The 21,592-nt window shown below is 51.6% G+C and carries 22 protein-coding genes, 2 tRNA genes and 4 pseudogenes; 18 read left to right on the top strand and 10 right to left on the bottom strand.

Annotated features, from left to right (window positions below):
• Positions 1-17: 17 nt before the first annotated feature.
• The 6 genes and pseudogenes from DO97_RS18490 to DO97_RS18465 all read left to right on the top strand — a co-directional run bounded on the left by DO97_RS18490 (position 18) and on the right by DO97_RS18465 (position 2,806).
• Positions 18-563 (top strand): hypothetical protein, encoded by a 546-nt coding sequence (locus DO97_RS18490; protein WP_052128947.1) that lies wholly within the window; start codon positions 18-20, stop codon positions 561-563.
• A gap of 9 nt (positions 564-572) precedes the next feature.
• Positions 573-938 (top strand): DUF1818 family protein, encoded by a 366-nt coding sequence (locus DO97_RS18485; RefSeq protein ID WP_036536319.1) that lies wholly within the window; start codon positions 573-575, stop codon positions 936-938.
• A 36-nt stretch (positions 939-974) separates the two neighbouring features.
• Positions 975-1,048: transfer RNA gene (locus tag DO97_RS18480), tRNA-Pro, on the top strand.
• A gap of 340 nt (positions 1,049-1,388) precedes the next feature.
• Positions 1,389-1,870 (top strand): annotated as a pseudogene (locus tag DO97_RS18475) (IS1 family transposase); the annotation flags it as partial.
• Positions 1,871-2,294: 424 nt separating this feature from the next.
• Positions 2,295-2,540 carry a hypothetical protein gene (locus tag DO97_RS18470; protein WP_156120656.1) on the top strand — a complete coding sequence of 82 codons (246 nt, stop codon included), beginning with the start codon at positions 2,295-2,297 and terminating at the stop codon, positions 2,538-2,540.
• Between the two features lie 20 nt (positions 2,541-2,560).
• Entirely contained in the window at positions 2,561-2,806 is a 246-nt protein-coding gene (locus DO97_RS18465) for a ssr2422 family thylakoid membrane protein (protein WP_036536314.1), read from the top strand.
• On the opposite strand, the gene DO97_RS18460 is transcribed toward DO97_RS18465, so the two are convergent.
• The 6 genes and pseudogenes from DO97_RS18460 to psbB all read right to left on the bottom strand — a co-directional run bounded on the left by DO97_RS18460 (position 2,796) and on the right by psbB (position 6,142).
• Complete coding sequence (locus tag DO97_RS18460) at positions 2,796-3,125, bottom strand: hypothetical protein (RefSeq protein WP_036536312.1); 330 nt, start codon at positions 3,123-3,125, stop codon at positions 2,796-2,798. The two genes, DO97_RS18465 and DO97_RS18460, sit on opposite strands and share 11 nt — an antisense overlap.
• Entirely contained in the window at positions 3,122-3,256 is a 135-nt protein-coding gene (locus DO97_RS27015; RefSeq protein WP_239651873.1) for a ribbon-helix-helix domain-containing protein, read from the bottom strand. Before DO97_RS27015 ends, DO97_RS18460 begins: the two co-directional genes overlap by 4 nt.
• Positions 3,257-3,609: 353 nt before the next feature.
• A tRNA-Arg gene (locus DO97_RS18455) sits at positions 3,610-3,682 on the bottom strand.
• 42 nt (positions 3,683-3,724) lie between these two features.
• Positions 3,725-4,225: a transcriptional regulator NrdR gene (nrdR, locus tag DO97_RS18450; RefSeq protein WP_052128946.1), complete on the bottom strand. Its 501-nt coding sequence runs from the start codon at positions 4,223-4,225 to the stop codon at positions 3,725-3,727.
• 167 nt (positions 4,226-4,392) lie between these two features.
• Positions 4,393-4,488, bottom strand: coding sequence for a photosystem II reaction center protein T (locus DO97_RS18445; RefSeq protein ID WP_036536311.1), 96 nt, complete (start codon positions 4,486-4,488; stop codon positions 4,393-4,395).
• A 123-nt stretch (positions 4,489-4,611) separates the two neighbouring features.
• A pseudogene (gene psbB / locus DO97_RS18440) lies at positions 4,612-6,142 on the bottom strand (photosystem II chlorophyll-binding protein CP47).
• Between the two features lie 633 nt (positions 6,143-6,775).
• On the opposite strand from psbB, the gene DO97_RS18430 reads away from it, so the two are divergent.
• Both DO97_RS18430 and psbM read left to right on the top strand, forming a co-directional pair.
• Entirely contained in the window at positions 6,776-7,072 is a 297-nt protein-coding gene (locus DO97_RS18430; protein ID WP_036536305.1) for a 2Fe-2S iron-sulfur cluster-binding protein, read from the top strand.
• Positions 7,073-7,166: 94 nt separating this feature from the next.
• Entirely contained in the window at positions 7,167-7,271 is a 105-nt protein-coding gene (gene psbM / locus DO97_RS18425; RefSeq protein WP_036536303.1) for a photosystem II reaction center protein PsbM, read from the top strand.
• 104 nt (positions 7,272-7,375) lie between these two features.
• Here psbM and DO97_RS18420 read toward each other — a convergent pair whose 3' ends face one another.
• Positions 7,376-8,173, bottom strand: coding sequence for a universal stress protein (locus tag DO97_RS18420; protein WP_052128945.1), 798 nt, complete (start codon positions 8,171-8,173; stop codon positions 7,376-7,378).
• 455 nt (positions 8,174-8,628) lie between these two features.
• Here DO97_RS18420 and DO97_RS18415 point away from each other — a divergent pair, with 455 nt between their 5' ends.
• The 6 genes and pseudogenes from DO97_RS18415 to DO97_RS18390 all read left to right on the top strand — a co-directional run bounded on the left by DO97_RS18415 (position 8,629) and on the right by DO97_RS18390 (position 15,402).
• Entirely contained in the window at positions 8,629-9,114 is a 486-nt protein-coding gene (locus DO97_RS18415) for an acyl-CoA thioesterase (RefSeq protein ID WP_036536300.1), read from the top strand.
• A gap of 223 nt (positions 9,115-9,337) precedes the next feature.
• Positions 9,338-10,391: pseudogene (locus DO97_RS18410) on the top strand (adenylate/guanylate cyclase domain-containing protein).
• Between the two features lie 119 nt (positions 10,392-10,510).
• Complete coding sequence (psbU, locus tag DO97_RS18405; RefSeq protein WP_036536297.1) at positions 10,511-10,939, top strand: photosystem II complex extrinsic protein PsbU; 429 nt, start codon at positions 10,511-10,513, stop codon at positions 10,937-10,939.
• Between the two features lie 198 nt (positions 10,940-11,137).
• Positions 11,138-12,839, top strand: a pseudogene (nadB, locus tag DO97_RS31480) (L-aspartate oxidase).
• Positions 12,840-12,977: 138 nt separating this feature from the next.
• Positions 12,978-13,424 carry a hypothetical protein gene (locus DO97_RS18395; RefSeq protein WP_081980856.1) on the top strand — a complete coding sequence of 149 codons (447 nt, stop codon included), beginning with the start codon at positions 12,978-12,980 and terminating at the stop codon, positions 13,422-13,424.
• A gap of 34 nt (positions 13,425-13,458) precedes the next feature.
• Complete coding sequence (locus DO97_RS18390; protein WP_036536295.1) at positions 13,459-15,402, top strand: DNA polymerase III subunit gamma/tau; 1,944 nt, start codon at positions 13,459-13,461, stop codon at positions 15,400-15,402.
• 78 nt (positions 15,403-15,480) lie between these two features.
• Here the strand turns inward: DO97_RS18390 and DO97_RS18385 are convergent, their stop codons facing one another.
• Positions 15,481-16,917 (bottom strand): glycosyltransferase family 2 protein, encoded by a 1,437-nt coding sequence (locus DO97_RS18385; protein WP_036536292.1) that lies wholly within the window; start codon positions 16,915-16,917, stop codon positions 15,481-15,483.
• Complete coding sequence (locus tag DO97_RS18380) at positions 16,871-17,845, bottom strand: radical SAM protein (RefSeq protein ID WP_036536289.1); 975 nt, start codon at positions 17,843-17,845, stop codon at positions 16,871-16,873. The genes DO97_RS18385 and DO97_RS18380 overlap by 47 nt, the downstream gene beginning before the upstream one ends.
• A 99-nt stretch (positions 17,846-17,944) precedes the next feature.
• Between DO97_RS18380 and ebsA the strand changes: the two genes are divergently transcribed.
• The 4 genes from ebsA (at position 17,945) to DO97_RS18360 (ending at position 20,988) form a co-directional block, all read left to right on the top strand.
• Positions 17,945-18,328 (top strand): type IV pilus biogenesis protein EbsA, encoded by a 384-nt coding sequence (gene ebsA / locus DO97_RS18375; protein ID WP_036536287.1) that lies wholly within the window; start codon positions 17,945-17,947, stop codon positions 18,326-18,328.
• A 132-nt stretch (positions 18,329-18,460) separates the two neighbouring features.
• Complete coding sequence (locus DO97_RS18370) at positions 18,461-19,552, top strand: phosphotransacetylase family protein (protein ID WP_036536284.1); 1,092 nt, start codon at positions 18,461-18,463, stop codon at positions 19,550-19,552.
• Positions 19,553-19,637: 85 nt separating this feature from the next.
• A complete protein-coding gene (locus DO97_RS18365) occupies positions 19,638-20,144 on the top strand; it encodes a hypothetical protein (RefSeq protein ID WP_036536282.1) in 507 nt (168 codons plus the stop codon).
• 352 nt (positions 20,145-20,496) lie between these two features.
• Positions 20,497-20,988, top strand: coding sequence for a YajQ family cyclic di-GMP-binding protein (locus DO97_RS18360; RefSeq protein WP_036536279.1), 492 nt, complete (start codon positions 20,497-20,499; stop codon positions 20,986-20,988).
• A 190-nt stretch (positions 20,989-21,178) separates the two neighbouring features.
• Here DO97_RS18360 and DO97_RS18355 read toward each other — a convergent pair.
• The coding region (locus DO97_RS18355) for an IS5 family transposase (protein WP_036536276.1) at positions 21,179-21,592 on the bottom strand (414 nt) is incomplete at its 5' end.

The following is a 21,592-nucleotide window of genomic DNA, read 5'->3' as shown; positions in this document are numbered from 1 at the left end:
GGGGGATAGGTGTTTTCATGGGAGCATTCCTCACCCTTGGCGTTTTCGGGGGTTGGAGCCCCCCTCCTCTGAGTCTGGCTCAATCCTCCCTGAGGGTTCAGGATGCCTGGAAGCAAGTTTATCAACAGTTACCAACCCTGCCCCTGGAAAATCAGTATGTCAGTCTTGGAACTGGCAAGGTCAACCCCAATGATACTCTTGTGGGTCGTTTGATTCGCTACCATCTATATGTCAAGGGTCGCCCAGCTCAGTATCGCTTGGATTGGAAGCTGACCCTCGCCGACTATTTGGAAGCCAATGAACTCATGATTGAGTCGGCCTATCCTGGGGAGGGCTTTTTAACCATTAACCCGATGGTGGGCGATCGCGCGGCCATTCGTCGTCTGAATCGTGCCCAAAGAGATGCCCTGGTTCAGGTTTTGGTCAACACCTTTAACCTCAACCGACCTTCAACACCGATTAATACCCCAGTCCCCAGTCCCTCTCATTCTCCATCCCCTGTCTCAACACCCTCGCTACCAGGAGCCCCCCGCCCTGGCGATGCTCACTTACTCTTGCCTTAGTACCTGAACATGGCGCGTTTAGTCAAAACTGGCAGTGGTTGGCGGGTGGGCTGGGATGAAAGTGCTGCTGAATTTCACGGGTTAGTCGGTGGCGAGGAGTGGGCGATCGAGTTGACAACAGCAGAACTGGATGATTTTTGTCGATTATCCGCACAACTGGCAAATACCACGAGCCAAATGACCCAGGAACTCATGGATGAAGAGACGCTCCACTGTGAAGTAGAGACGGACTTGTTATATCTAGAGATCAGTGGCTATCCCCATGCTTACGATCTCCGTCTGATTCTACAAACAGGACGCCGATGTGAGGTTTTCTGGCCTGCCAGTGTTGCGAGGGAGTTGATGCTCGCGGTTCAGACCCTCAAGGTTTATTAGTCGGTCACAGGACTATGTTATACTTGCAGAGCGCAACGGGGCGTAGCGCAGCTTGGTAGCGCGCCACTTTGGGGTAGTGGAGGTCGTGGGTTCGAATCCCGCCGCTCCGATTGGTTGGGGAATCATTAACTGGTAAGACTTTCGGGAGTTTGCAAACAACTCTTGAAGGTCTTTTTGATGGTCAATAAGCACAATACAATAGACTGTTTGGGCTGTAAGTTTACCCGGATTTTACCCGGAAAAATTACACCCATGACAGTTACCATAGAGAGCGATCGCGGGCACTGATCGACTAAGACGTGATTGCTATAGTATAAGCGTCGCATTGATTTTAGCGGGATGAATTGCATATATTGAGAGAGTGAGAACATAGTCAAGAACAGTAAAGACCAAGCCTGCGGACAAATTATCCAGGCTTATCGTTGCAAAACCTGTAGACGACGAACCTTCCCCCCCGAAGTGTCTGAAGGCTGGACAATACACTTTATCGAGCGCAATAGTCGCTACTGGGTCGATGCCCAAGCCGGACTCAAGGATGCATCTCTCTTTGAACGGGGGGTCAAACGTGCCTGGGATTGGGCCAAGCCCAGCGAATGGATTCGTGAGGCTACGGTAAAGCGTTATGGAAGCTAGCCAGTGTGTATCTGCCCCCAACTGAAACAACCGAAGCCTATCCATATCGCAAAGTCTGGCGAGAAGGCTTAGAAGTGGCCATCAAAGTCAAAGGGTCTCAGGGCGAGCCTTATGTTGAATGGCTCAGGCAAGAACATCCCTTTACTGCCATCAGTCCCAAATCTGAGGTTGATGCCAATCACAATGAGGCTCACAATAGTTCCCTTAGACGACGAGCTAGCGCCTATCACAGACGACAGAACTACTACGCAAAAGTCGTTGAAGGATTGCAGAGGGCTTTAGATGTCCAACGATTGCTAGGCTTGCTGAATTGCAAAAATCTCATTGTGGAGTTTTGTAGCCTAGACACCCTTTAGGGTAAAGCTCCCTAGAAGGTGAGTTTACTGATTCACTCAAATCGGATTAGTTGGAAACTTTTCGGGGATGAGGCGCGAGGCTCCCTTTTTGGGGCGGAGACATAAGGCTACTTGGCAGTGTTGCAAGGGTATGATGCAATTAAGCTAGATTTGTCTTACGATCCTGCCTACATGAATCTCCTGAACCGAGGAGCTGTCAGCGCTATGAGAACCAAGGTCGCTAAGAACAAACCATGAGTCAATCTGAACTAGCAAACAAAATTGAACCAAAAATGGGATGGGCTGATTACTAAAGATCAACCTCCAGGGAAGTACGCTATGGAGTTAAGCGCGCTCGGGGAAGAAATTGATTTTCTGAGTCGCTCCCTTGGGGTTGATCGAACCGCCAACAAGACCACCAATGACGCCAACAATCAACCCTGAAACCTTGACCGCCGATCAAGCCAGAGAGCTGATCAGGCTATCCATCGAAACCGTCTACCTGGATGGGGTTAATGAAGTTATTGAATACTTCAAGGACGTGGAGCGCAACGTCCTGTGGGGCAGCTTTCCGGATGAGGAGAAAGTTTTCGACTTTGAAAACAACCTCACCACCAATGAACTAACCTACTAGAGCGTTCATAGGAGAGTTAAATGGAAAGCACAGAATTAACCGAAGTTCTGAAGCGGTTGGACGACATCGCCGCAGAGCAGCATAGTTTTGATTCAAAGCTCGATAAACTGTCAGCGGAGCAAGAGAAGTTTTCAGCGGATCAGGAGAAGTTCAACGATCGCTTTTCTAACTATCAGCAAGCGACCCAATGGGTTGTGCAGCTTGCGTTTACACTGATCGCCTCTGCAACCTTGACCGTGATTATCACTGCTATTTTCAAGCGCTGAGGCGCAACAGTAACCAGGCAGCAAGAGGGGTTAGCTTACATCTCTTCCCGCAAGTGACGCACCTCATTTCTGAGACCCCAACCTCTTCACGCAGCGCCGTCACGTTTTCGTCTATCCGCTCAACTCGACTACTGAACTGAGCCACATCTCCCTGCACTCGGCTCAGTCGCTGATTCATCTCACTGAGATTGGCATCCATCCGGCCTAAATAGTTAAGTAACTGCTGGATGCCAGATGGGGCAACCTGACTCTGCCTCAGCTCTGCGACCTCGACTTCGAGAGCCGTTAGCCGCCCGAAAATGTCGTTTGCCTGACTCAAAGTAGCCCCTCCCGTTGAGCCTTCTCCTGAATAGCCTGACGCAACCACTCTGAACGGTTAGGCAATGCTCGGACAATGACATCTAGTGCGGGGGGTAATTTAACGCAAACCGGGGGCGCGTCGTGAGTCACCCCCACCCCCTAGGTCGGGCGATATTTGCCTTGAATTCTGGGCGAAATCTTTTGTCCATGAAACTATTTTATCCAGGATATACGCGGGAAATAACGTATATTGCCCACAAAGGGTTCACTTAAGACTCTGGAATTCTAATCAGCCGCTAGTTTACCGATTCACTCACATCGGATTAGTTGGAAACTGTTCGGGGATGAGTAGCAAGGCTCCCTTTTTGGGGTGGGGACATCAGGCCGCTTGGCAAGTTCAGATCACTGATGGCGTCAGCAATCAACCCTGAGACCCTGACCGCCGATCAAGCCAGGGAGCTGATCAGGCTATCCATCGAAACCGTCTACCTGGATGGGGTTGACGAGCATGGAGGGATTCGAACCCCCGACCCTCAGAACCGGAATCTGATGCTCTATCCACTGAGCTACATGCCCCCTCGTCTCAAGGAATTATAGCACTTCCCCTAAGCAAAGCAGCTACAGGCACCCGGCTGCTTTAGGAGTGGTCGCGGGGAGTTCTACCAAAATCTCTCCTTGGAGGTGATTTAAAGTGTCTACAAAGTCTCGAATCCCTTGAAATTGTCGATAAACCGAGGCAAAACGAATATAAGCAACTTCACTCAAATTGCGGAGGTTTTCCAGAACAAGTTCACCAATCTCGTGGCTGGAAACTTCCCGTACCGAACGCTGTTGTAAATCTGCTTCAATTTCATCCACGAGAGATTCAAGCCGAGTGGTGGGAATTCCAGTTTTCTCACAGGCACGGATAATTCCATGGAGGAGCTTAGAGCGGTCAAAGGACTCACGCAGTCCATCTCGCTTGATCACAGTAATAGGTACAAACTCAATGCGTTCGTAGGTTGTAAAGCGACGGTTACACTGCAAGCACTCGCGACGACGACGCACACTTTGGGCAGCTTCAGAGGAACGTGACTCAAGCACTCGACTATCGGTGAACTGACAGAAGGGACACCGCATACTGCTGTTGTCCTGTAGACAAGGGATAGATAAATAAAACTTACTAACTAGGACTGATGCCCTTAACCTTAAGTATCTCGGATAGTGATTTCAAAGGACCAATCTCGGATAGCTCTGGCATCGCTCCTGACAAAATCCGTAAGGAATGGCTGCCAGGAGCGATGGACTTACTTACCAATTCGGGGAGGTTCCCGAAAGGCGATCGCAAAAAACAGGACCCCGATACCCAAAGCCAAAATCAGAATGTAAGCAACGCTTTCCATAACTAGCTGTCCTAACTATTTAATCATCATCAGTTTACAGTCGGCCCTTTAAGAATGGCCTAACAAATCAGCTGCGAAGAATCACAGGAGGGGTTAGGCCATTCTGTCATTGAGGAGAAAAGCTTAGACAGCTTCCTTCTTGCGAGTTGTCAGATCACCCACCTTTTGGAAGAGACCAAACTCAACTTGTTCCTCTAGATCTGGATCAACCCCAGCAAACACATCTCGGAAGAGTGTCCGAGATCCGTGCCAAATGTGGCCGAAGAAGAAGAGGAGGGCAAAGACCGCATGGCCAAAGGTAAACCAGCCACGAGGACTGGTACGGAAGACTCCATCCGAGTTCAAGGTTTCCCGATCAAACTCAAACACTTCACCCAATTGGGCACGCCGGGCATATTGTTTGACCGTTGCTGGGTCAGTAAAGGTCTGCCCATTCAAAGCGCCACCGTAGAAACTAGCCGTAATTCCTGCTTGCTCGAAGCTGTAGCGAGACTCAGCCCGACGGAAGGGGATGTCTGCACGAACTACCCCATCTTGATCAGAGAGAACAACTGGGAAGTTCTCGAAGAAGTTCGGTAGTCGGCGAACGCTTAATTCCCGACCAGCACTGTCTCTAAAGACAGGATGACCCAACCAACTTTGAGCCAATCCATCCCCCTGGTTCATCGGCCCAGTTCGGAACAAACCTCCCTTCGCAGGGCTGTTGCCGACATAGTCATAGAAGGCTAGCTTCTCAGGGATCGCAGACCAAGCAGCTTCAGGAGTTTTTCCATCTGCCAAACTGGACTGCACACGACGATCAATCTCTTGCTGGAAGTAGCCACCATCCCACTGGTAGCGAGTAGGGCCAAACAACTCAATGGGAGTCGCAGCGCTTCCATACCACATCGTTCCTGCCACCACAAAAGCAGCAAAGAACACAGCGGCAATACTGCTAGAGAGTACAGTCTCAATATTCCCCATCCGCAACGCTTTGTAGAGTCGCTGGGGGGGACGAACACTCAGATGAAAGAGCCCAGCAATGATGCCGACAATACCAGCCGCAATATGATGGGCGACAATCCCTCCGGGATTGAAGGGGTTGAAGCCATCGGGGCCCCATGCGGGAGCAACGGGTTGGATGCTACCCGTCAGGCCGTAGGGATCGGAGACCCACATTCCTGGTCCAAACAGACCCGTCAGGTGAAATGCCCCAAAACCAAAACACAGTAGACCAGACAGAAACAGGTGAATGCCAAACATCTTAGGTAGATCCAAGGCGGACTCACCTGTTCGGGGATCTCTGAATAGCTCCAAATCCCAGTAGACCCAATGCCAGCAAGCTGCCAGGAACAGCAACCCCGCCAGGACGATATGAACGCTAGCAACCCCCTCAAATGACCAAAAACCAGGATCTGCAACAGATTCACCGGTAATGCTCCATCCTCCCCAGGAACTTGGTCACGCCTAAGCGAGCCATGAATGGCAGCACAAACATACCCTGACGCCACATCGGGTTGAGAACAGCGTCACTTGGATCAAAAATGGCTAGCTCATACAAAGCCATAGAGCCAGCCCAGCCAGCCACCAGAGCGGTGTGCATTAGGTGTACAGCAATTAGTCGCCCGGGGTCATTCAGGACGACCGTGTGTACTCGATACCAGGGTAGTCCCATTGACTACGCGCCTCCTCTTAATACATCTACTTCTTCTACGCTGGTTTCAGCAGCTTATTAAAGTTGTCAGTGCTGATGCCCTCAGATGACCTGAACAGCATCAGGAGACTGAAACTCCAGGTCAGATCGTTTCCGCAACTTCGGAGCAGGGGTCTGCGCCGCAAAAGCTGGGATTTGCCCATCCTGTTTGTTAAAAAATGAAACTCAATACCCATATGACTCAGATTCCAGATTCCTCAAATCAATCCTGATTTAAGATGACCGTCAGAGGAAGTGCCCCTGTAGTCTTGAACCTTAGCCTTCTGAATCCCTGATCGATGGGTATTTTAAGTCCCACCTATCAGGTTACCAAGCTTCAGTGGCAACATTCAGATGACTCTGTCAGATGATTGAGCTTCAGACTCCACCAATCCCCCGTTCCTTTGAAGCTATTGTGCCACTTTGGACGGTTGCAATTCCACTCATAACTGGAAGTTAATCTTGTGGTTTGTTTATGAAAAAGAATCTAAAGAATTGTAACCATGAATTCCGTCTCCGTGCAAGCGGCCTCAGGAAGTCATCGGAAGGTTTACAATTAGCAAAAAATGCTCACTTTTCTTTATAATTTCCTGTGAAGGAACCAGGAAATTAGGGATGGCAAATATTACGTTTCTTAAAGAAGGCCGGGAAGTTGTGGCTGCGGATGGAGCTAACTTGCGACTGCAGGCCCTAGAGAATGGAGTGGATATCTACACCTTCGTTGGCAAAATGACGAACTGTGGCGGCTACGGTCAGTGTGGAACCTGTGTGGTTGAGATTGTGGAGGGTGCCGAGAATCTCTCGCCCCGCAGTGATTTTGAAACCCGTAAGTTAAAAAAGAAGCCAGATACCTATCGGTTAGCCTGCCAAGTTGTTGTCCAAGGCCCTGTGACGGTGAAGACGAAACCGTGAGCCAAAACTGTAAAACTGACCCTGGGGAGAACGGGTCGATTCATGAAGTGGTATTCTGTGGATCAGCATTTCATGTGTATTAGGGGCAGATGCAATGGAAGTCAATGACTTAGGGTTTGTTGCCAGCATCTTATTTGTCTTGGTGCCAAGCGTCTTTCTATTGATTTTGTACATTCAGACGGGTAAGCAAGGAAGCTGACCAAAATTTCAAGACTTCTTGGAAACGTCATACCTGTTTCGCTAAAAAACCAAGCACCAGAAGTGATTATTTCTGGTGCTTGTTTTATGGATTCCCGCCCAAGGCTAGGCGGCCGTCCTAGCCAGCAACACCGGACACTCTGCGTGAACTCGCACGTAGTCAGAGAGGGAGGTACCTAGGAGTCGATCCAAGTCAGGCATGCTCCGAGCAATGGACGGACGGCGATCGGGAGAACCGAGCACCAGCAGATCAGCATTGGTTTCCTGGGCGAGTCGGCACAAGACTTCCCCTGGTTTCCCCGAGCTGGCAATGCAGCGGTAGGGAACACCGAACTTCTTAGCCTCGGTAACGGCAGCAGCCAAACTCGGTTCTTTCTCAGCAAGTGTCCCGGAGACATCGGCCCCCGACTTGGGATCTTCATTGATGTGCACCAGGGTTAACTGCCCGCCTTTGATGTCTCGGAGTAGGTAGAGCGCCAGTTTCAACCCCTGTTTGGCAGCATCGGATGGATCAATGGCAACCATAATCCGGTTGATCTTACGGACATAGATATCATCCTTGACCAATAGCATCGGTCGGGCGGAAAGTTGGAAAACGTACTGACTGACAGAGTTTTCTAGAATTGATTCCAGTCGCTTCAGCCCTCGCGATCCCATGATGATTAAATCGGTGTCGATTTCTTCAGCGACTTTACAAACAATGTCTTTGGGATCGCCTTGGCGGAGCATTGCCGTGACATAGTTCGGATCGAGCCGAAGGGCTTGAATTGCGGCAGCGAGGGTTTTACCCCCTGCTTCCCACTTGTCAGTCATGGCCTCAGCGGTTACTTGGGGAGGAACAACGTGCAGAACTGTCACGGTAGCACGTTGAATGGATGGAATTTCCATCAGGCTTCTGAGCATTTGTTCGGACTGACCGGTGCCAGAATCTGCGAGTAAAAGTTTTTTCTATCATGGTCGCGCTTCCCTATGGAGTTCAGTCTGCTCAAATCGTTTCAGTTGATCTCATTCTCTGGGATCTCACAGGCGCTGACGTGTCAGCTCGCCCTTGGGAAAGATTTCGATAATGGTCTAAGATGCGTCAAACGCCCCTCAATCTCAATATTGCTCTTTGCAACCAACGTTGCCTCTGGATTGGAGATGGATCCAATTTAGATCTCAACGTTGGTTCGTATAAGTAATTGTACTTCCAGGCTAGGGCTGGCTGGGGATTATAAAAAAATGCGATCGCCCTGGTTTAAGAATTGTTTCAAACTCACCCATGATCAGAAAGATTGGGATTTCTTGCCAGCATCAGTGAGCAAAGGACGCTAAAGATGCTATAAGAGCATATTGTTGGAGGAATGCGTTGGCAAAGGATGAACAATACGGCGACACAATTTCAACCCCAATTACCACCGAAACCTGATCTCCAAAGCTGCTCTCAGGGAACGTCCGGTGATTGGTTTGAGTATCTGGTTCAAGCCTATCCCCATCACACAGACTATGCTGGTGTAGTCTGGCATGGCACTTATCTCACCTGGATGGAGGAAGCCCGAGTCGAATACCTGCACCAACTGGGGATCGATTTTGCCACCTTGGTGGGAATGGGTTGTGATCTGCCCGTCGTTGAATTGTCGGTACGCTATCATCGCCCGGTACGGATGGGGCAGACTGCCTTGGTGAAAGCCCGGATGGCGGATTTAGAAGGGGTGAGAATTCTCTGGGACTATCAAATTCAGTCTCCGAACGCCTCAGAACTCTATGTCAGTGCCCAAGTGACCTTGGTGGCTGTGGATCGGGAAAAGGGGAAAATCCTGCGGCAATTACCAGCGACCATTCAATCTGCGCTGGCAAAGCGCTAATAGCTGTCTTGCCCTCCTCACTCGTGAAGTTAGGCTCGAGCCGCTCACCATCTCTGGGCAGATGGACGACAGTCACCGCACCCAGGGTACCTGTAGCCAAAGATCGAGGCTTGTACCGATATCAATCATCAATACGACCCTATTCTAGGTAACTCTGGCGTATGATTTTGTCTGATGCGTCATTGTAAATGAGCGGGTCTCACCCTTCCACTCTTCAGATACTTTGCAAGCTGTTCCTCATCTCATTCTTAGAACTGAGTTTGGCGATCGCTATTTCCCACTGGTTGGCGGTTACTACTGGACAATTGGCCGGAGTAGTGACAGCAACTTTGTGCTGATAGACCGCTGGATTTCCCGGAACCATGCCATGTTGCAGTATATGGAAACGGGGGAATTTTTATCTGATTGACTTGGGCAGTCGGAATGGTTCTTTTATCAATGGTCGTCGGGTCAGTATTCCAGTCATTTTGCACAATGGCGATCACCTCACCTTTGGTCAGAGTGAACTAGAGTTCTGTTGCCCCTCCCATGCACCTGTGGCCACCGACAACTCTGGCTCTAAGGAATACACGGCGACCGCAGCTCTCCACGTCCGCAGCCTGATTTCGGTGCTGGTGGTGGATATCCGTAACTTCACCGTGTTAGCACGGCAAATGGATGAGAAAATTCTCTCGGAGTTGATTGGCACCTGGTTCCGGCGGGCAGGGGACATTATTCGGGAGCATGGAAGCTGGGTTGACAAATACATTGGTGATGCCGTCATGGCCGTCTGGATTCACGGCACCCAGGGGGTGGGTCACCGAGAAATGCTCCAGATTTTGCAGGCTCTCCAAAGTTTTCATCACATGACCAGCGAACTGTGCAACCTCTACCCCGTGCCTTTCCAGTTGCGGGTTGGGGCTGGCATCAATACCGGCTATGCCATGGTGGGGAATACGGGCAGTGGCGATCGCCCGGACTACACAGCCTTAGGGGATACGGTGAATGAGGCCTTTCGATTAGAGACGATCACCAAACAAATCAGCCTTGACTTTGCCCTGGGAGAAACAACCTATCGCCTGCTGTCCAAGCTTCTCGGCCACCACAATATTTTCCAGCAGCATCAGGTCAGTTTAAAGGGCTATGAGTCTCCGATGCTAACCTATGCGGGTTCCTTTGAGGATCTCAGCAGCTTCATTGTCAACATGCTCGAGTTTCCCTGTGCCAGTGAATGGGTCGAGCTGTCCCAATTAGAGAACTTGGGAACCGCGAAGGAAACGGAGACTTATTATTCTTAAAACATTAAGAATTGTAACTTTTAAGGGAAGGAGAAATTGACTTTTATGATCAGGGGAAATGGTAGTCTCAAAGAGATGATGTGTCTAGAACGCAGTCTAAGAGTCAGAGGCAAGAATTTATGAAACGATTCATTCACTTATTGACGGTTTTGAGTTTAGGCATTGGATTACTGGGATGGTTTGGCCTCCCTCAGCCTGCCCTTGCTATAGATTTCAATCAGGTACGTGCCACCGCAGTTTTAGCCGTGGAAGAGCCGATCCGAAATACAGTGGATGATAAGCTCGGCACTGATTTTGGTAAAAAGATTGATTTGAATAACACCAATGTCCGTGCCTTTCGTCAGTATGCGGGAATGTATCCGAACCTCGCTCGCATCATTGTGGAAAATGCCCCCTATGCGTCCGTGGATGAGGTGCTAGCCATCCCTGGCTTAAACGATGTCCAGAAATCGGTCTTGCAGAGCAATCTGGGGAATTTTACCGTCACGGATGTCGAATCGGCGCTGGTGGAAGGGGGCGATCGCTACAATAACGGGATCTATCGCTAAACCGGGAGAGTAGTTGAACCTTGAGCCTTCTCGCTCCCAGGATCGCTCCCAGTCACTGACTGCCGGAGATAATTTAAAGGGATGATTTTTTTTGCTCTCTGGGATTCCTGGGTGGGACCCAAGGGAATTCATCCCTGGTATCGCCAACAGAGAGCAGTTTTTTATGTTTGATGGGATCGGACGTTGAATCCTCCAGAGTTGGCATCGTTATCCCGGCTGTCCAGTCCTTTTGATGTCTTGATTATCGGTGGTGGAGCAGCTGGACTGTATGCAGCCCTGTGTTTGCCCCCAACGCTTCGTGTGGGACTGATCACGAAGGATTCCCTGTCGCTGTCTGCCAGTGGGTGGGCACAGGGGGGCATTGCTGTCGCCATCTCGGCAGATGACTCCCCCCAGTTACACATTCAGGACACCCTGCGGGCAGGGGCGGGGCTCTGTGAACCGGATGCGGTGGAACTACTGGTACAGCAAGCCCCCCGGTGTATTCAAAAGCTCCTAGACATGGGGGTGGGATTTGATCGGGGACAGCAGGGAGAACTGGCACTCACCTTAGAAGCAGCCCACTCCCGACGACGGGTGCTCCATGCGGCTGATACCACGGGGCAGGCGATCATCACCACCCTGATTCACCAGGTCTTACAGCACTCCCACATTCATCTGTTCTCAGAAACCTTTGTCTTGAATCTATGGATGGATGCTCAGGGACACCGCTGTCAGGGAGTCTCATTGGTTCACGGCGATCGCATTCTCTGGGTTCGAGCCAACGCAGTGATTTTAGCCACCGGAGGCGGAGGTCAGGTCTATGCCCAAACCACAAATCCCCAGGGGAGCACCGGAGATGGGGTGGCGCTAGCTTGGCGGGCAGGGGCTGAAGTTCGGGATTTAGAATTTGTGCAATTTCATCCCACGGCTCTCACCTGTCCGGGAGCCCCACGATTTCTCATCAGTGAAGCAGTGCGGGGGGGAAGGGGCACACTTGGTTGACAGTCGGGGGCATCGATTTGCCTTTGACTACCATCCCAGTGGGGAATTAGCCCCCAGGGATGTCGTCAGTCGGGCGATTTACAGTCATCTGCAAACCTTTGCCCACCGCTATCCAGATCACCCAGCCCATGTCTGGCTAGATCTGCGTCCCCTACCCCCAGAAACGCTGCACCACCGCTTCCCTAACATTCTGCGGGTCTGCCAACAGTGGGGGATTGATGTTACCCAGCAGCGGATTCCGGTGGCTCCTGCTGCCCATTACTGGATGGGGGGAATTACGACGGATCTCGTCGGGCAGACCTCCATCCCAGGTCTCTACGCGGTGGGGGAAACGGCTAGTACGGGGGTGCATGGTGCCAATCGTCTGGCGAGTAATTCCCTGCTGGAGTGCCTGGTCTTTGGGATGCAAATGGCGGAATTGCCCCTAGGGAGAGAGGGCTGCAAGATTCCAGCCCTCTCAAATCCTCTCCGGCCAGCCTTGCAGCTGCCACCCAACTTACTCACCCTGCCTCAGATCCATGCGATCCATTCCCTGCGCCAACAACTCCCCCAACTCATATGGCAAGGGGCGGGGATCTGTCGGCAACTTCTCGATCTCCAGCGGGCGATCGCCCAAGTCACAGATTGGCGACAATCCTTTGCCGCTTTCCCCCTCAGCCAATTTCTAGCATCCTTGCCTCCTGGTGTCTCCTGGGAGTTACCTGCTGACCCAGAACCTGCTGCCAGTTTGCGGTACTGGGGTGAGACCCAGAACCTGCTGGACATTGCCGATGGGATTTTGCAGAGTGCGCTCTTTCGCACCGAAAGTCGAGGCAGTCATTATCGCTTGGATTATCCCCATACCCAGACGTCATGGCAGGTGCATACCCTGGTTCAGGGCGATCGCCTCTGGCAGTCTGCCCCGATTCCGCAATGAACGGGTTACACTCACCCTAGGGGTCTGTCAAGACCCGTATTCATGGGGGGAAATCCTCAAAAATGTCCCCTTTGAAAACTCTTGAGGCACCAACTCAACGTTGAAAGCTTGCGAAGGATTGCGCGGAGAAATAGAAAGATGGTGCGTCTACGACGACTACTCCATAGACTTGTGCCGGCGGTTTTACTGGGGCTGGGATGGATCAGTGGGGTTCTGGCATCGGTTGGCGGAGGGACTGAGGCGCCTCCGTTGAGAGGGGGCGATCGCCCGATGCAGATGGCCCAAAATTCACCGGACTATTGTCAACCAGGGGAAAGTGTTTTTGTCGCTACCGAAACCCGCAGCTTTTGGGTTAGCATCTGCGGGGGCGATCTGCCTGGTTTCTACGTGGGGGTTGCCAAAGCAGATCCCCAGCAACGAATTCGCCTCCCCCTCAAGGACTACGCTCCCCAAGGGAGCTATTTTGAAGCGGTCAATGGAGATGTGCTCTATATCTTGGCGGATACCCCTCGGGGCATTTTCCTGACGGTGACCCAAGGCAACCGCGAACTGTTGCGTGAACCTGTGATCCGAAGTTGGCGATAGACAGCTTACCCACTCCCTCCCGGCGCTGGCGATTGTGACCTACGAACCGCTTCACCATAAGTATCGACCCCAAACCTTTGCCCAGTTGGTGGGGCAAACCGCGATCGCCACCACCTTGACAAACGCACTGCGCCAGCAACGGATCGCCCCAGCTTACCTATTTACCGGGCCACGGGGAACGGGTAAAACTTCCAGTGCCCGGATTCTTGCCAAGTCTCTCAACTGTATTCAGGAAGATCGACCCACGGAACACCCCTGCGGAGTCTGTGAAGTTTGTCTGTCCATCATCCGCGGGGCAGCACTGGATGTGATTGAAATCGATGCCGCCAGCAATACCGGGGTCGATAACATCCGGGAGTTGATTGAACGAGCTCAATTTGCCCCCGTCCAATGTCGTTACAAAGTCTATGTGATCGATGAATGCCACATGTTATCGGTGGCGGCCTTCAATGCTCTGTTGAAAACTTTGGAGGAACCCCCGCCCCGGGTTGTGTTTGTCCTAGCGACCACCGACCCCCAGCGGGTTTTACCGACGATTATTTCCCGCTGTCAACGGTTTGATTTTCGTCGCATTCCCCTAGAGGCGATGGTGGGGCATTTGGGGGCGATCGCCCACCAAGAGCAGATTCAAATTACCCCCGATGCCCTGGAACTGGTGGGTCAAATTGCTCAGGGAGGACTGCGAGATGCGGAGAGTCTCTTAGATCAGTTGAGCCTCTTGCCCGGCCCCGTGAGGGTGGAACAGGTATGGGATCTGGTGGGCGCGGTGCCAGAGCGGGACTTACTCACCCTGGTGCAGGCGATCGCCCAGGATCAGCCAGAACAGATCCTCGATCAGGCTCGCCACCTGATGGATCGGGGTCGGGAACCCCTGATTGTGCTCCAAAATTTAGCTAGCTTTTACCGGGACTTGCTGATTGCCAAGACCGCCCCCACTCGCCAGGACTTGGTAGCCATTACGGCCCCCACCTGGTTACAACTCTGTGAATTTGTCCAGGGGTTTGATCTGGCAACCATTCTAGTAGGGCAGCAACATCTACGAACCGCAGAACTGCAAATCAAAAACACCACCCAGCCGCGCCTGTGGCTAGAGGTCACCCTGATGGGGTTACTTCCTTCAGCCCAAATCCTGTCCCTAAAATCCCAAGCCCCACCTCCAGCATCCGCCAGTCTTGCGACCCCTCCGCTAACGCCGCCAGCTGCAATCACGTCATCATCTCCACCTCAGCCCCCCAAGACAAGCCTCGCCCCAATACCGCAGCAATCGCTGACAGAAGCAGCTCCAAAACCCTCTGACTTCGCCGATCCGCAGCTAGATGCCACAACCGAACTCACCCAGATCTGGAATACGGTGATTGAGGAGGTGCAACCCTATTCAACCCAGGTACTGGTCCGACAACAGTGTCGCTTGCTAGCGTTTCGGAGCCAGGACGCCAGGGTTGCGGTTAGTTCCCAGCCCCTCCTCAAGATTACCCAGGGAAAACTTCCCAATCTGGAAGCAGCCTTTGAAAAAGTTTTCCAGCGCAAGGTTAAAGTCACCCTAGAGGTTGCCAGTTCTCCCGAGCAGCCCCTGACTCCCGCACCTCTGCCCATTGACAATGGACAGTACCAGAATCGCGCCCCGGTAAATGAGATGCCGCTGCCACCTCTGGTCGCCCCGCCGCCGCCAACCCTTGCTTCCCATTCACTGCCGATGGCTGCCGCCGCCCCTCCTCCGAAAATAGGGGAAGCGGCAACTCCGCCTTCGACACCAGAACCTCAAGACTCAGAGGTACCACCCACCCCCACAGCAGGTTTGAGCCAGAGCTTCACCTGGCAACCCGAGGACGAAGTTACCCGAGCCGCCAAGAGCTTGGCCGATTTTTTTCGCGGCCAGATCGTAAGTCTAGAGTCGGGATCAACCGCTCCCGAAGCGATCGCCAGCGATCCTCTGCCCATCTGGGAAGAGCCAGATGGGGATGGCGAAACTTCCTTCTGAATCGAGGATGGCTAGGCTGCGATGGTCATTGGCGGAGCTGCTCCTCCGTTCTCTAGAGAGGCCTTCGGCCATCGCTCCCTAGTTCTGGGACTGACCGACCTCAGCGGTGTGGGAACCCTGGTGTATTGTCTTTATCCACTTTAGACGCTTGGGACGAATGGACATCCGCATCGTGACACTGGCAACAATGACCAGCCAGTGCAGCATATAAAAAGTGCCGTAGAGGGTTTGTAGAAGGGTGGTGACGTAGGAACGTTGCTGAATCCGCCGCAGACCCAAGAACATCCCCGCCAGGGAAAGCCCAATCGTCAGGGCGGTAATGGGAGTCAAGATTGGAAGGCGACTGCGGGCGATCGCCATTAAGGAATCGGGAATGGCAGCTGTTGGCAACAGATATTGCGTGATCCAAAACAAGATGAGATCAAAGGTTTTAGCTTTGCCCAAGCGATTCTGGAATAACAGTTGCCAATAGTCTAGATAACGCTGGAATCCCCCTTCTGCCCAACGATTTCGCTGGTGCCAAAGGGAGATCGCACGGGTCACCCCCTCCTCAGACACGGCGGGCGCGAGGAGAAAGTCAACATCCCAGTTGTGAAGATGGAGGCGCAGGGTGAGATCCAAGTCATCTGTAATCGTCTCCTCATTCCAACCCCCACATCCTTCCAGAGCCGTGCGGCGGACAAATTGACCATTGCCGCGCAACTCCCCAATACCGCCAATGGCAACTCGCTGCTGCTGAAAGTAAGAATCCAGAGCCATTTCCGCTGCCTGTCCCTGGGTCCAAAGATTGGTAGGGGCATTGGCAATATCTTTACGTACCTGAACCGCGCCCACGGCTGGACGGACAAACAGAGGCAACAAACGTTGGAGGAGATCCGGTGTCACCTGGGCATCGGCATCAAAGACTCCAACGATGTCACCCATGGTCAGGGGCAACACTTGGTTTAAGGCACCGGATTTACCCCCAGAAGCACCGGGGGGACGTCGTAATACTTTCAGTTGGGGATATTTTCCAGTGAACTGCTCCAAGATGACAGGGGTTTGATCCGTACTGTTGTCATCGATCACCCAGAGTTCGTAGCGACTGACGGGATAGTCCAGATTACAAAGGGTACGAATCAGATTCCCAATCACAGCCTCTTCATTTTTGGCGGCGACCAGTAAGGAAATCAGCGGCCAGGTTTCAGCCAGGGTGTCCGTCTCAGGTTTGCTCGCCGTCGTCCATTCAGACACTGACAGAGGACGAGCCAGTAAGATGCGCAGGGCATGAACCCCCATGACCGTGGTTAAGGCTAGGACTAACCAGATGCCCCAAGAAACTAAGTGGAGGGCAATGGTACCACTCCAAATGATCACTAGGACGATCGCCGCCTTACGACGGCGACCTTGAAACTGCCCCTGAACTGGATGAGGGGTTTCATCCGCTTCGCTAAAGGTCGAGAGCTCCGCAAGCAGAGTATCTATCGCCTCAAACTCGTTGCAAGAATCGTTTTCGGGCCAAGAATTCGCTGGCATAGGTCACTTGGTTTAACCACCAGTATTTGTCCATCCCCATGAAAAAGCTGGGGATCAGGTAACACCAGACTGTGCAACCTTCGCACACTGATAGTTTACCTTGAGATTGTCGGTATGACTCCACCACCTCGGACTGACGATACAGGTCATAGAGTCGGCCTTCAATGGGAACGCCGGTTTGAGCAAAGTGATAGCAGGGGAGGAGCAGCTTGTTATCCGGTGAAATCGCAATCACGGCATCCACGGCTTTGCAACGTGGATTCTGGGTATCGTTGCCCCCCGCTTGAATGAAAGCAAGAGCCGCCTTGTTATAGCCCAAACCACTATACTGCCGTGCAGCAGACTCAATGGCTGCCACCATTTCTGGGGTCGGGTTCTTTTTGGAGTTGTAGTGACTGTGGGCCGTAAAAGCAGGATTCAGCCAGATGCGTACATTCAGGCGCTGCCCTAATTCCGCCACCTCACTGATGCGCTGATAGTTCTGGGCTGTTACCGTGTGATTGAGCACCGGAAATTCACCCAAGTCTTGGGCGATCGCCACAGACTCCACGAGGGTGTCAAAAATTTTCACCCCCCGAGACTGGTCATGGGTTTCGGCATCAGAACCATCCAGAGAAAAATTCAAGAAATCTACCAGCCCTTGAATTTCTTTTGCCCGCTTTGGGTACAGAATGGTGTTGGTCGTCATGGTGGTGTAGAATCCCTGACGCTTGGCCTCAGTATAGATTGCTCCTACATCTGAGCGCAGTAAAGGTTCACCACCCGTGAAGTCTACATATTTGACGCCCAGGCGACGTAGATCAGCTAAATTCTGCTGAATGGTTTGCAAGTCAGCTTCCTGCGGCGGCTCTAAAGCCCAAATATCGCAAAAATGACAACGAGCATTACAGCGATAGGTCAAATAATAGTTGGCAACAAGGGGACTCATAGCTGGTGATCGCAAGGTCTTTCATCTTAGGATACCTGACTCATCGCCCAGGTAAAGGGGGAATCCTATCCATTCTGCACATTTAAGGAATTAGCAACTATGTCAACCGAGCAGATCCTCCAACTCCAGCCTGCCGCTCCCCAAGCGGTGAATGTCTATATGCCCTATTACCAGGGAAACAAGCGCAGCTTTTTACCCTTGGCGATCAGCCTCTATCAGAAAGGCTCTCTCGAAGGTCAACGTCGCATTGAGGGAGCCGATAGCATTCCTTTTATTGCCACTTGGAACATCTCCAGCCTCCCGGCTGACTTGACCCGTTGTCGCCTGCAATTTGATGGCAGTGGGGAACTGAGCTACGAAATGATGCTGGCGAACTTTGAATTTGTTGATTATTTAATCGATGTGATTCAAACCTATAAACGCACCAAAAGCGCAGACTTCTCCCAGACGTTTTATCGCAAGTTGCTACATCTTGATGATTAGGCTGCCCCATCGCTGGGGATCAAGGGATATTGACCCAGAGAGCATCCCCCAAGGGGGTCAGCTTCAGAAGCTTCCCTCTACAATAGGAATCAGGATCATGTATATTACCGGTCAGATGGCAGGAGTGAGCGCGTGCCCAACGTTGTGAAGCATTTGTTGATTGGATCAACCGAAACCTATAGTGGAAAATCAGCAACTATTTTGGGGCTAGCCCATTTGATCCAAAAACAGGGGTTGAAGCTGGTCTACGGCAAACCTGTTGGCACCTGCCTGAGTGAGTCCGAGGCTGACACCCTGGATGAAGATGTTCGTTTTATTGCCCAAGTACTGAATTTACCCTCCCACTGTCTGCGTCCAACGCTGCTCTCGTTGGATGAACAAACAATTCAGAAGCGGCTACGGGGTGAAGATCAAGTCGATTATCAATCATTGCTGCTCCAGGGCTTACAAGCTCCTGCGGAGGGGTTGGTGTTGTTGGAAGGCCCCGGCACCCTCGAAGAAGGGCAATTGTTTGACTTATCATTGCTGCAAATGGCTGAGGTGATTGATGCCTCCGTGATGTTAGTTGCCCGGTTCCATACAGTGCTGTTGGTGGATGCCCTGATTGCAGCTCGACAACATTTGGGCGATCGTCTAATTGGGGTGTTGATTAATGATATTCCTGTCGAGCATTCAGAAGCGGTGGCAACCGTTGTCCAACCCTACCTAGAGCGATCGGGCATTCCCGTGTTAGGGATGTTGCCCCGGAATAACTTGCTCCGCAGCGTCAGTGTGGACGAGCTCGTCCGTCAACTCAAAGCCGAGGTACTCTGTTGCCGCGATCGCTTGGATTTGATGGTGGAGAGCTTGAAGATTGGAGCGATGAACGTCAGTGCAGCCCTCAAGTATTTTCAACAGGCCAATAACATGGCGGTGGTAACTGGGGGCGATCGCACGGATATTCAGTGGGCGGCGCTGGAGACCTCGACCCAATGTTTAATCTTAACCGGGCAACTCCCTCCAGACACCTCGATTCTCAGCCGTGCTGAGGAATTGGAAATTCCGGTGCTATCAGTTGATTTAGATACCTTGAGCACCGTTGAAATTATCGATCGAGCTTTTGGTCAGGTACGGCTCCATGAGGCGATCAAGGTTGAGTGCATGCAACAGTTGATGATCGAGCATTTTAATATCGATCGCCTGATGGCAGGATTGGGCTTGGTCGCAGCCCTCCCCGTCGCTTAACTGCAAAGCGTCGCCCTAGATTCCTCCACGAGGGGGCAACCCGGTCTGTTAGAATAATCAGCGTCAATCTCCTGAACCCTAATCTTTGAGTCAACCCGTTCAAGATCTGCCTCAGGTAGACGAATTCTTACAAGAACTTGCCACAATCCAGCAAACAGGCTCCAAGCGGCTGGCAATTCTGGGATCTCGCCATGTTCCCCTGACCCATCAACACCTGATTGAAATGATGAGCTATGCGCTGGTTCTTTCTGGCAATAGCCTCATTACATCAGGGGCGACTGGGACGAACTTGGCGGTTGTGCGAGGAGCTATGCGAGCGAACCCCAGTTTGCTAACGGTAATTCTGCCCCAGAGTATGGAGCGTCAACCCCGAGAATCCCGTGAGCAACTAGAGCAGGTGATGCATCTTGTGGAGAACCCCGCCAACGATCATCTGTCTCTGGCAGAAGCCAGTGCTCTCTGTAACTGGGAAATTGTTTCCCGTTGTCAGCAACTAATCTGTTTTGTCTTCCATGACAGCCACACCTTGTTGCAGACCTGTCGGGATGCCGAGGATCAACGGCGGTTGGTGACACCGTTCTATTTTGACTAAAGGCATACCATCCCTGTTGTTCTGCCGATGCCAGTAATGCTGCTGGGAAAATTTGCACGGCAATCGTTTTAGTGCCCTTTCCATTTTGGGGTAGTTTGCCCTCAGATGCAGGGCAAGTTCGATCTAGCAGCTGCCGACGTTGTTGGATCGATGGCTTTGTGACAACCCTTCGGTGACTTGGGGGGCTTAAGAGTTAAGATGCGGTTGCGTGGATGTTTTGCTGCCGCCACCGAATGATCTTAGCGACGAGATTCTTGGCTCCAGGGACAGCACAGGATAGGGTGGTTTCTCTAAACCGACCATCTGTGGGTTGTTAGTTGATTACAGGTACATCAAGGATAGTGAAGCGCTTATGGCATCAACTTTTTCATTTGATATTGTCAGTGACTTTGATCGGCAAGAATTGGTGAATGCGATCGATCAAACTGTACGGGAAATTCAAGCCCGCTATGACCTCAAAGATACCAAAACTGTCCTGGAACTCGGGGAAGAATCAATTGTTGTCAATACTGACAGCGAATTCACCCTGGATGCGGTACATACCCTGCTGCAAACCAAGGCTGCAAAGCGTAACTTATCACTGAAAATTTTTGATTACGGCAAGATCGAGTCTGCCAGTGGCAACCGCGTGCGGCAGGAAATTAAGCTCAAGCAAGGGATTAGCCAAGAAGTTGCCAAACAAATTACAAAACTGATCCGAGAAGAGTTTAAGAAAGTCCAGGGATCGATCCAGGGGGATGCAGTGCGTGTCTCGGCAAAGTCTAAAGATGACTTACAAGGGGTGATGCAGCACCTCAAACAAGAAGATTGGCCCGTTGCTTTGCAATTTACTAACTATCGATAGCATGCAGTCAACGTTGAGTTGATATAGAAATCCTAAAAGATTCGTAAACTAAATCAGCCTAAAATCCTTGTCCAGAAAGGATGAAAGTTGATAAGTGACTTAGGACTGCTATAGATTCAGAGGACTTTACAAGGAGAGTTTTTTTGAGGGCTACTTAGAGGATGTTTTAAAAGTCTTTTTGGGTCAGATTTTATGCTAACTGCCTCACCATGATTCGTATCATGGCCAGGTAAATAAATGTCTCCGAAGTTTCTGGCCATAACTCATAGTCTCGAACCAATCGACGGTACCCCATGAGCCAGCCAAATGTTCGTTCAACAACCCACCTTTTTTTCAGCAATACGAACCCTTTGGTTTGCTCTGGTCGCAGCACAACCTCCACAATCCACCGACAAACATCCATCACCCACATCAGGAATGGATTACCGTCAAAACCGCCATCGGCCCAAATCGTATGCAGTCGCGATACCCCTTGACCCATCTGTTTCACCTGTTGGAGTACCTGTTTAGCCCCCTCTCGTTCGGGTACACTCGCGGCAGTCACCAAGACCCGCAACAGCAATCCCAGGGTATCGACCGTCATAAACCGTTTTCGACCTTTAAT

Origin of the sequence: Neosynechococcus sphagnicola sy1 (assembly GCF_000775285.1) — a bacterium.
GTDB classification, from domain to species: Bacteria; Cyanobacteriota; Cyanobacteriia; order Neosynechococcales; family Neosynechococcaceae; genus Neosynechococcus; species Neosynechococcus sphagnicola.
Note: the sequence above shows the minus strand (reverse complement) of the source record. Positions and strands in the feature narration are given on the sequence as shown.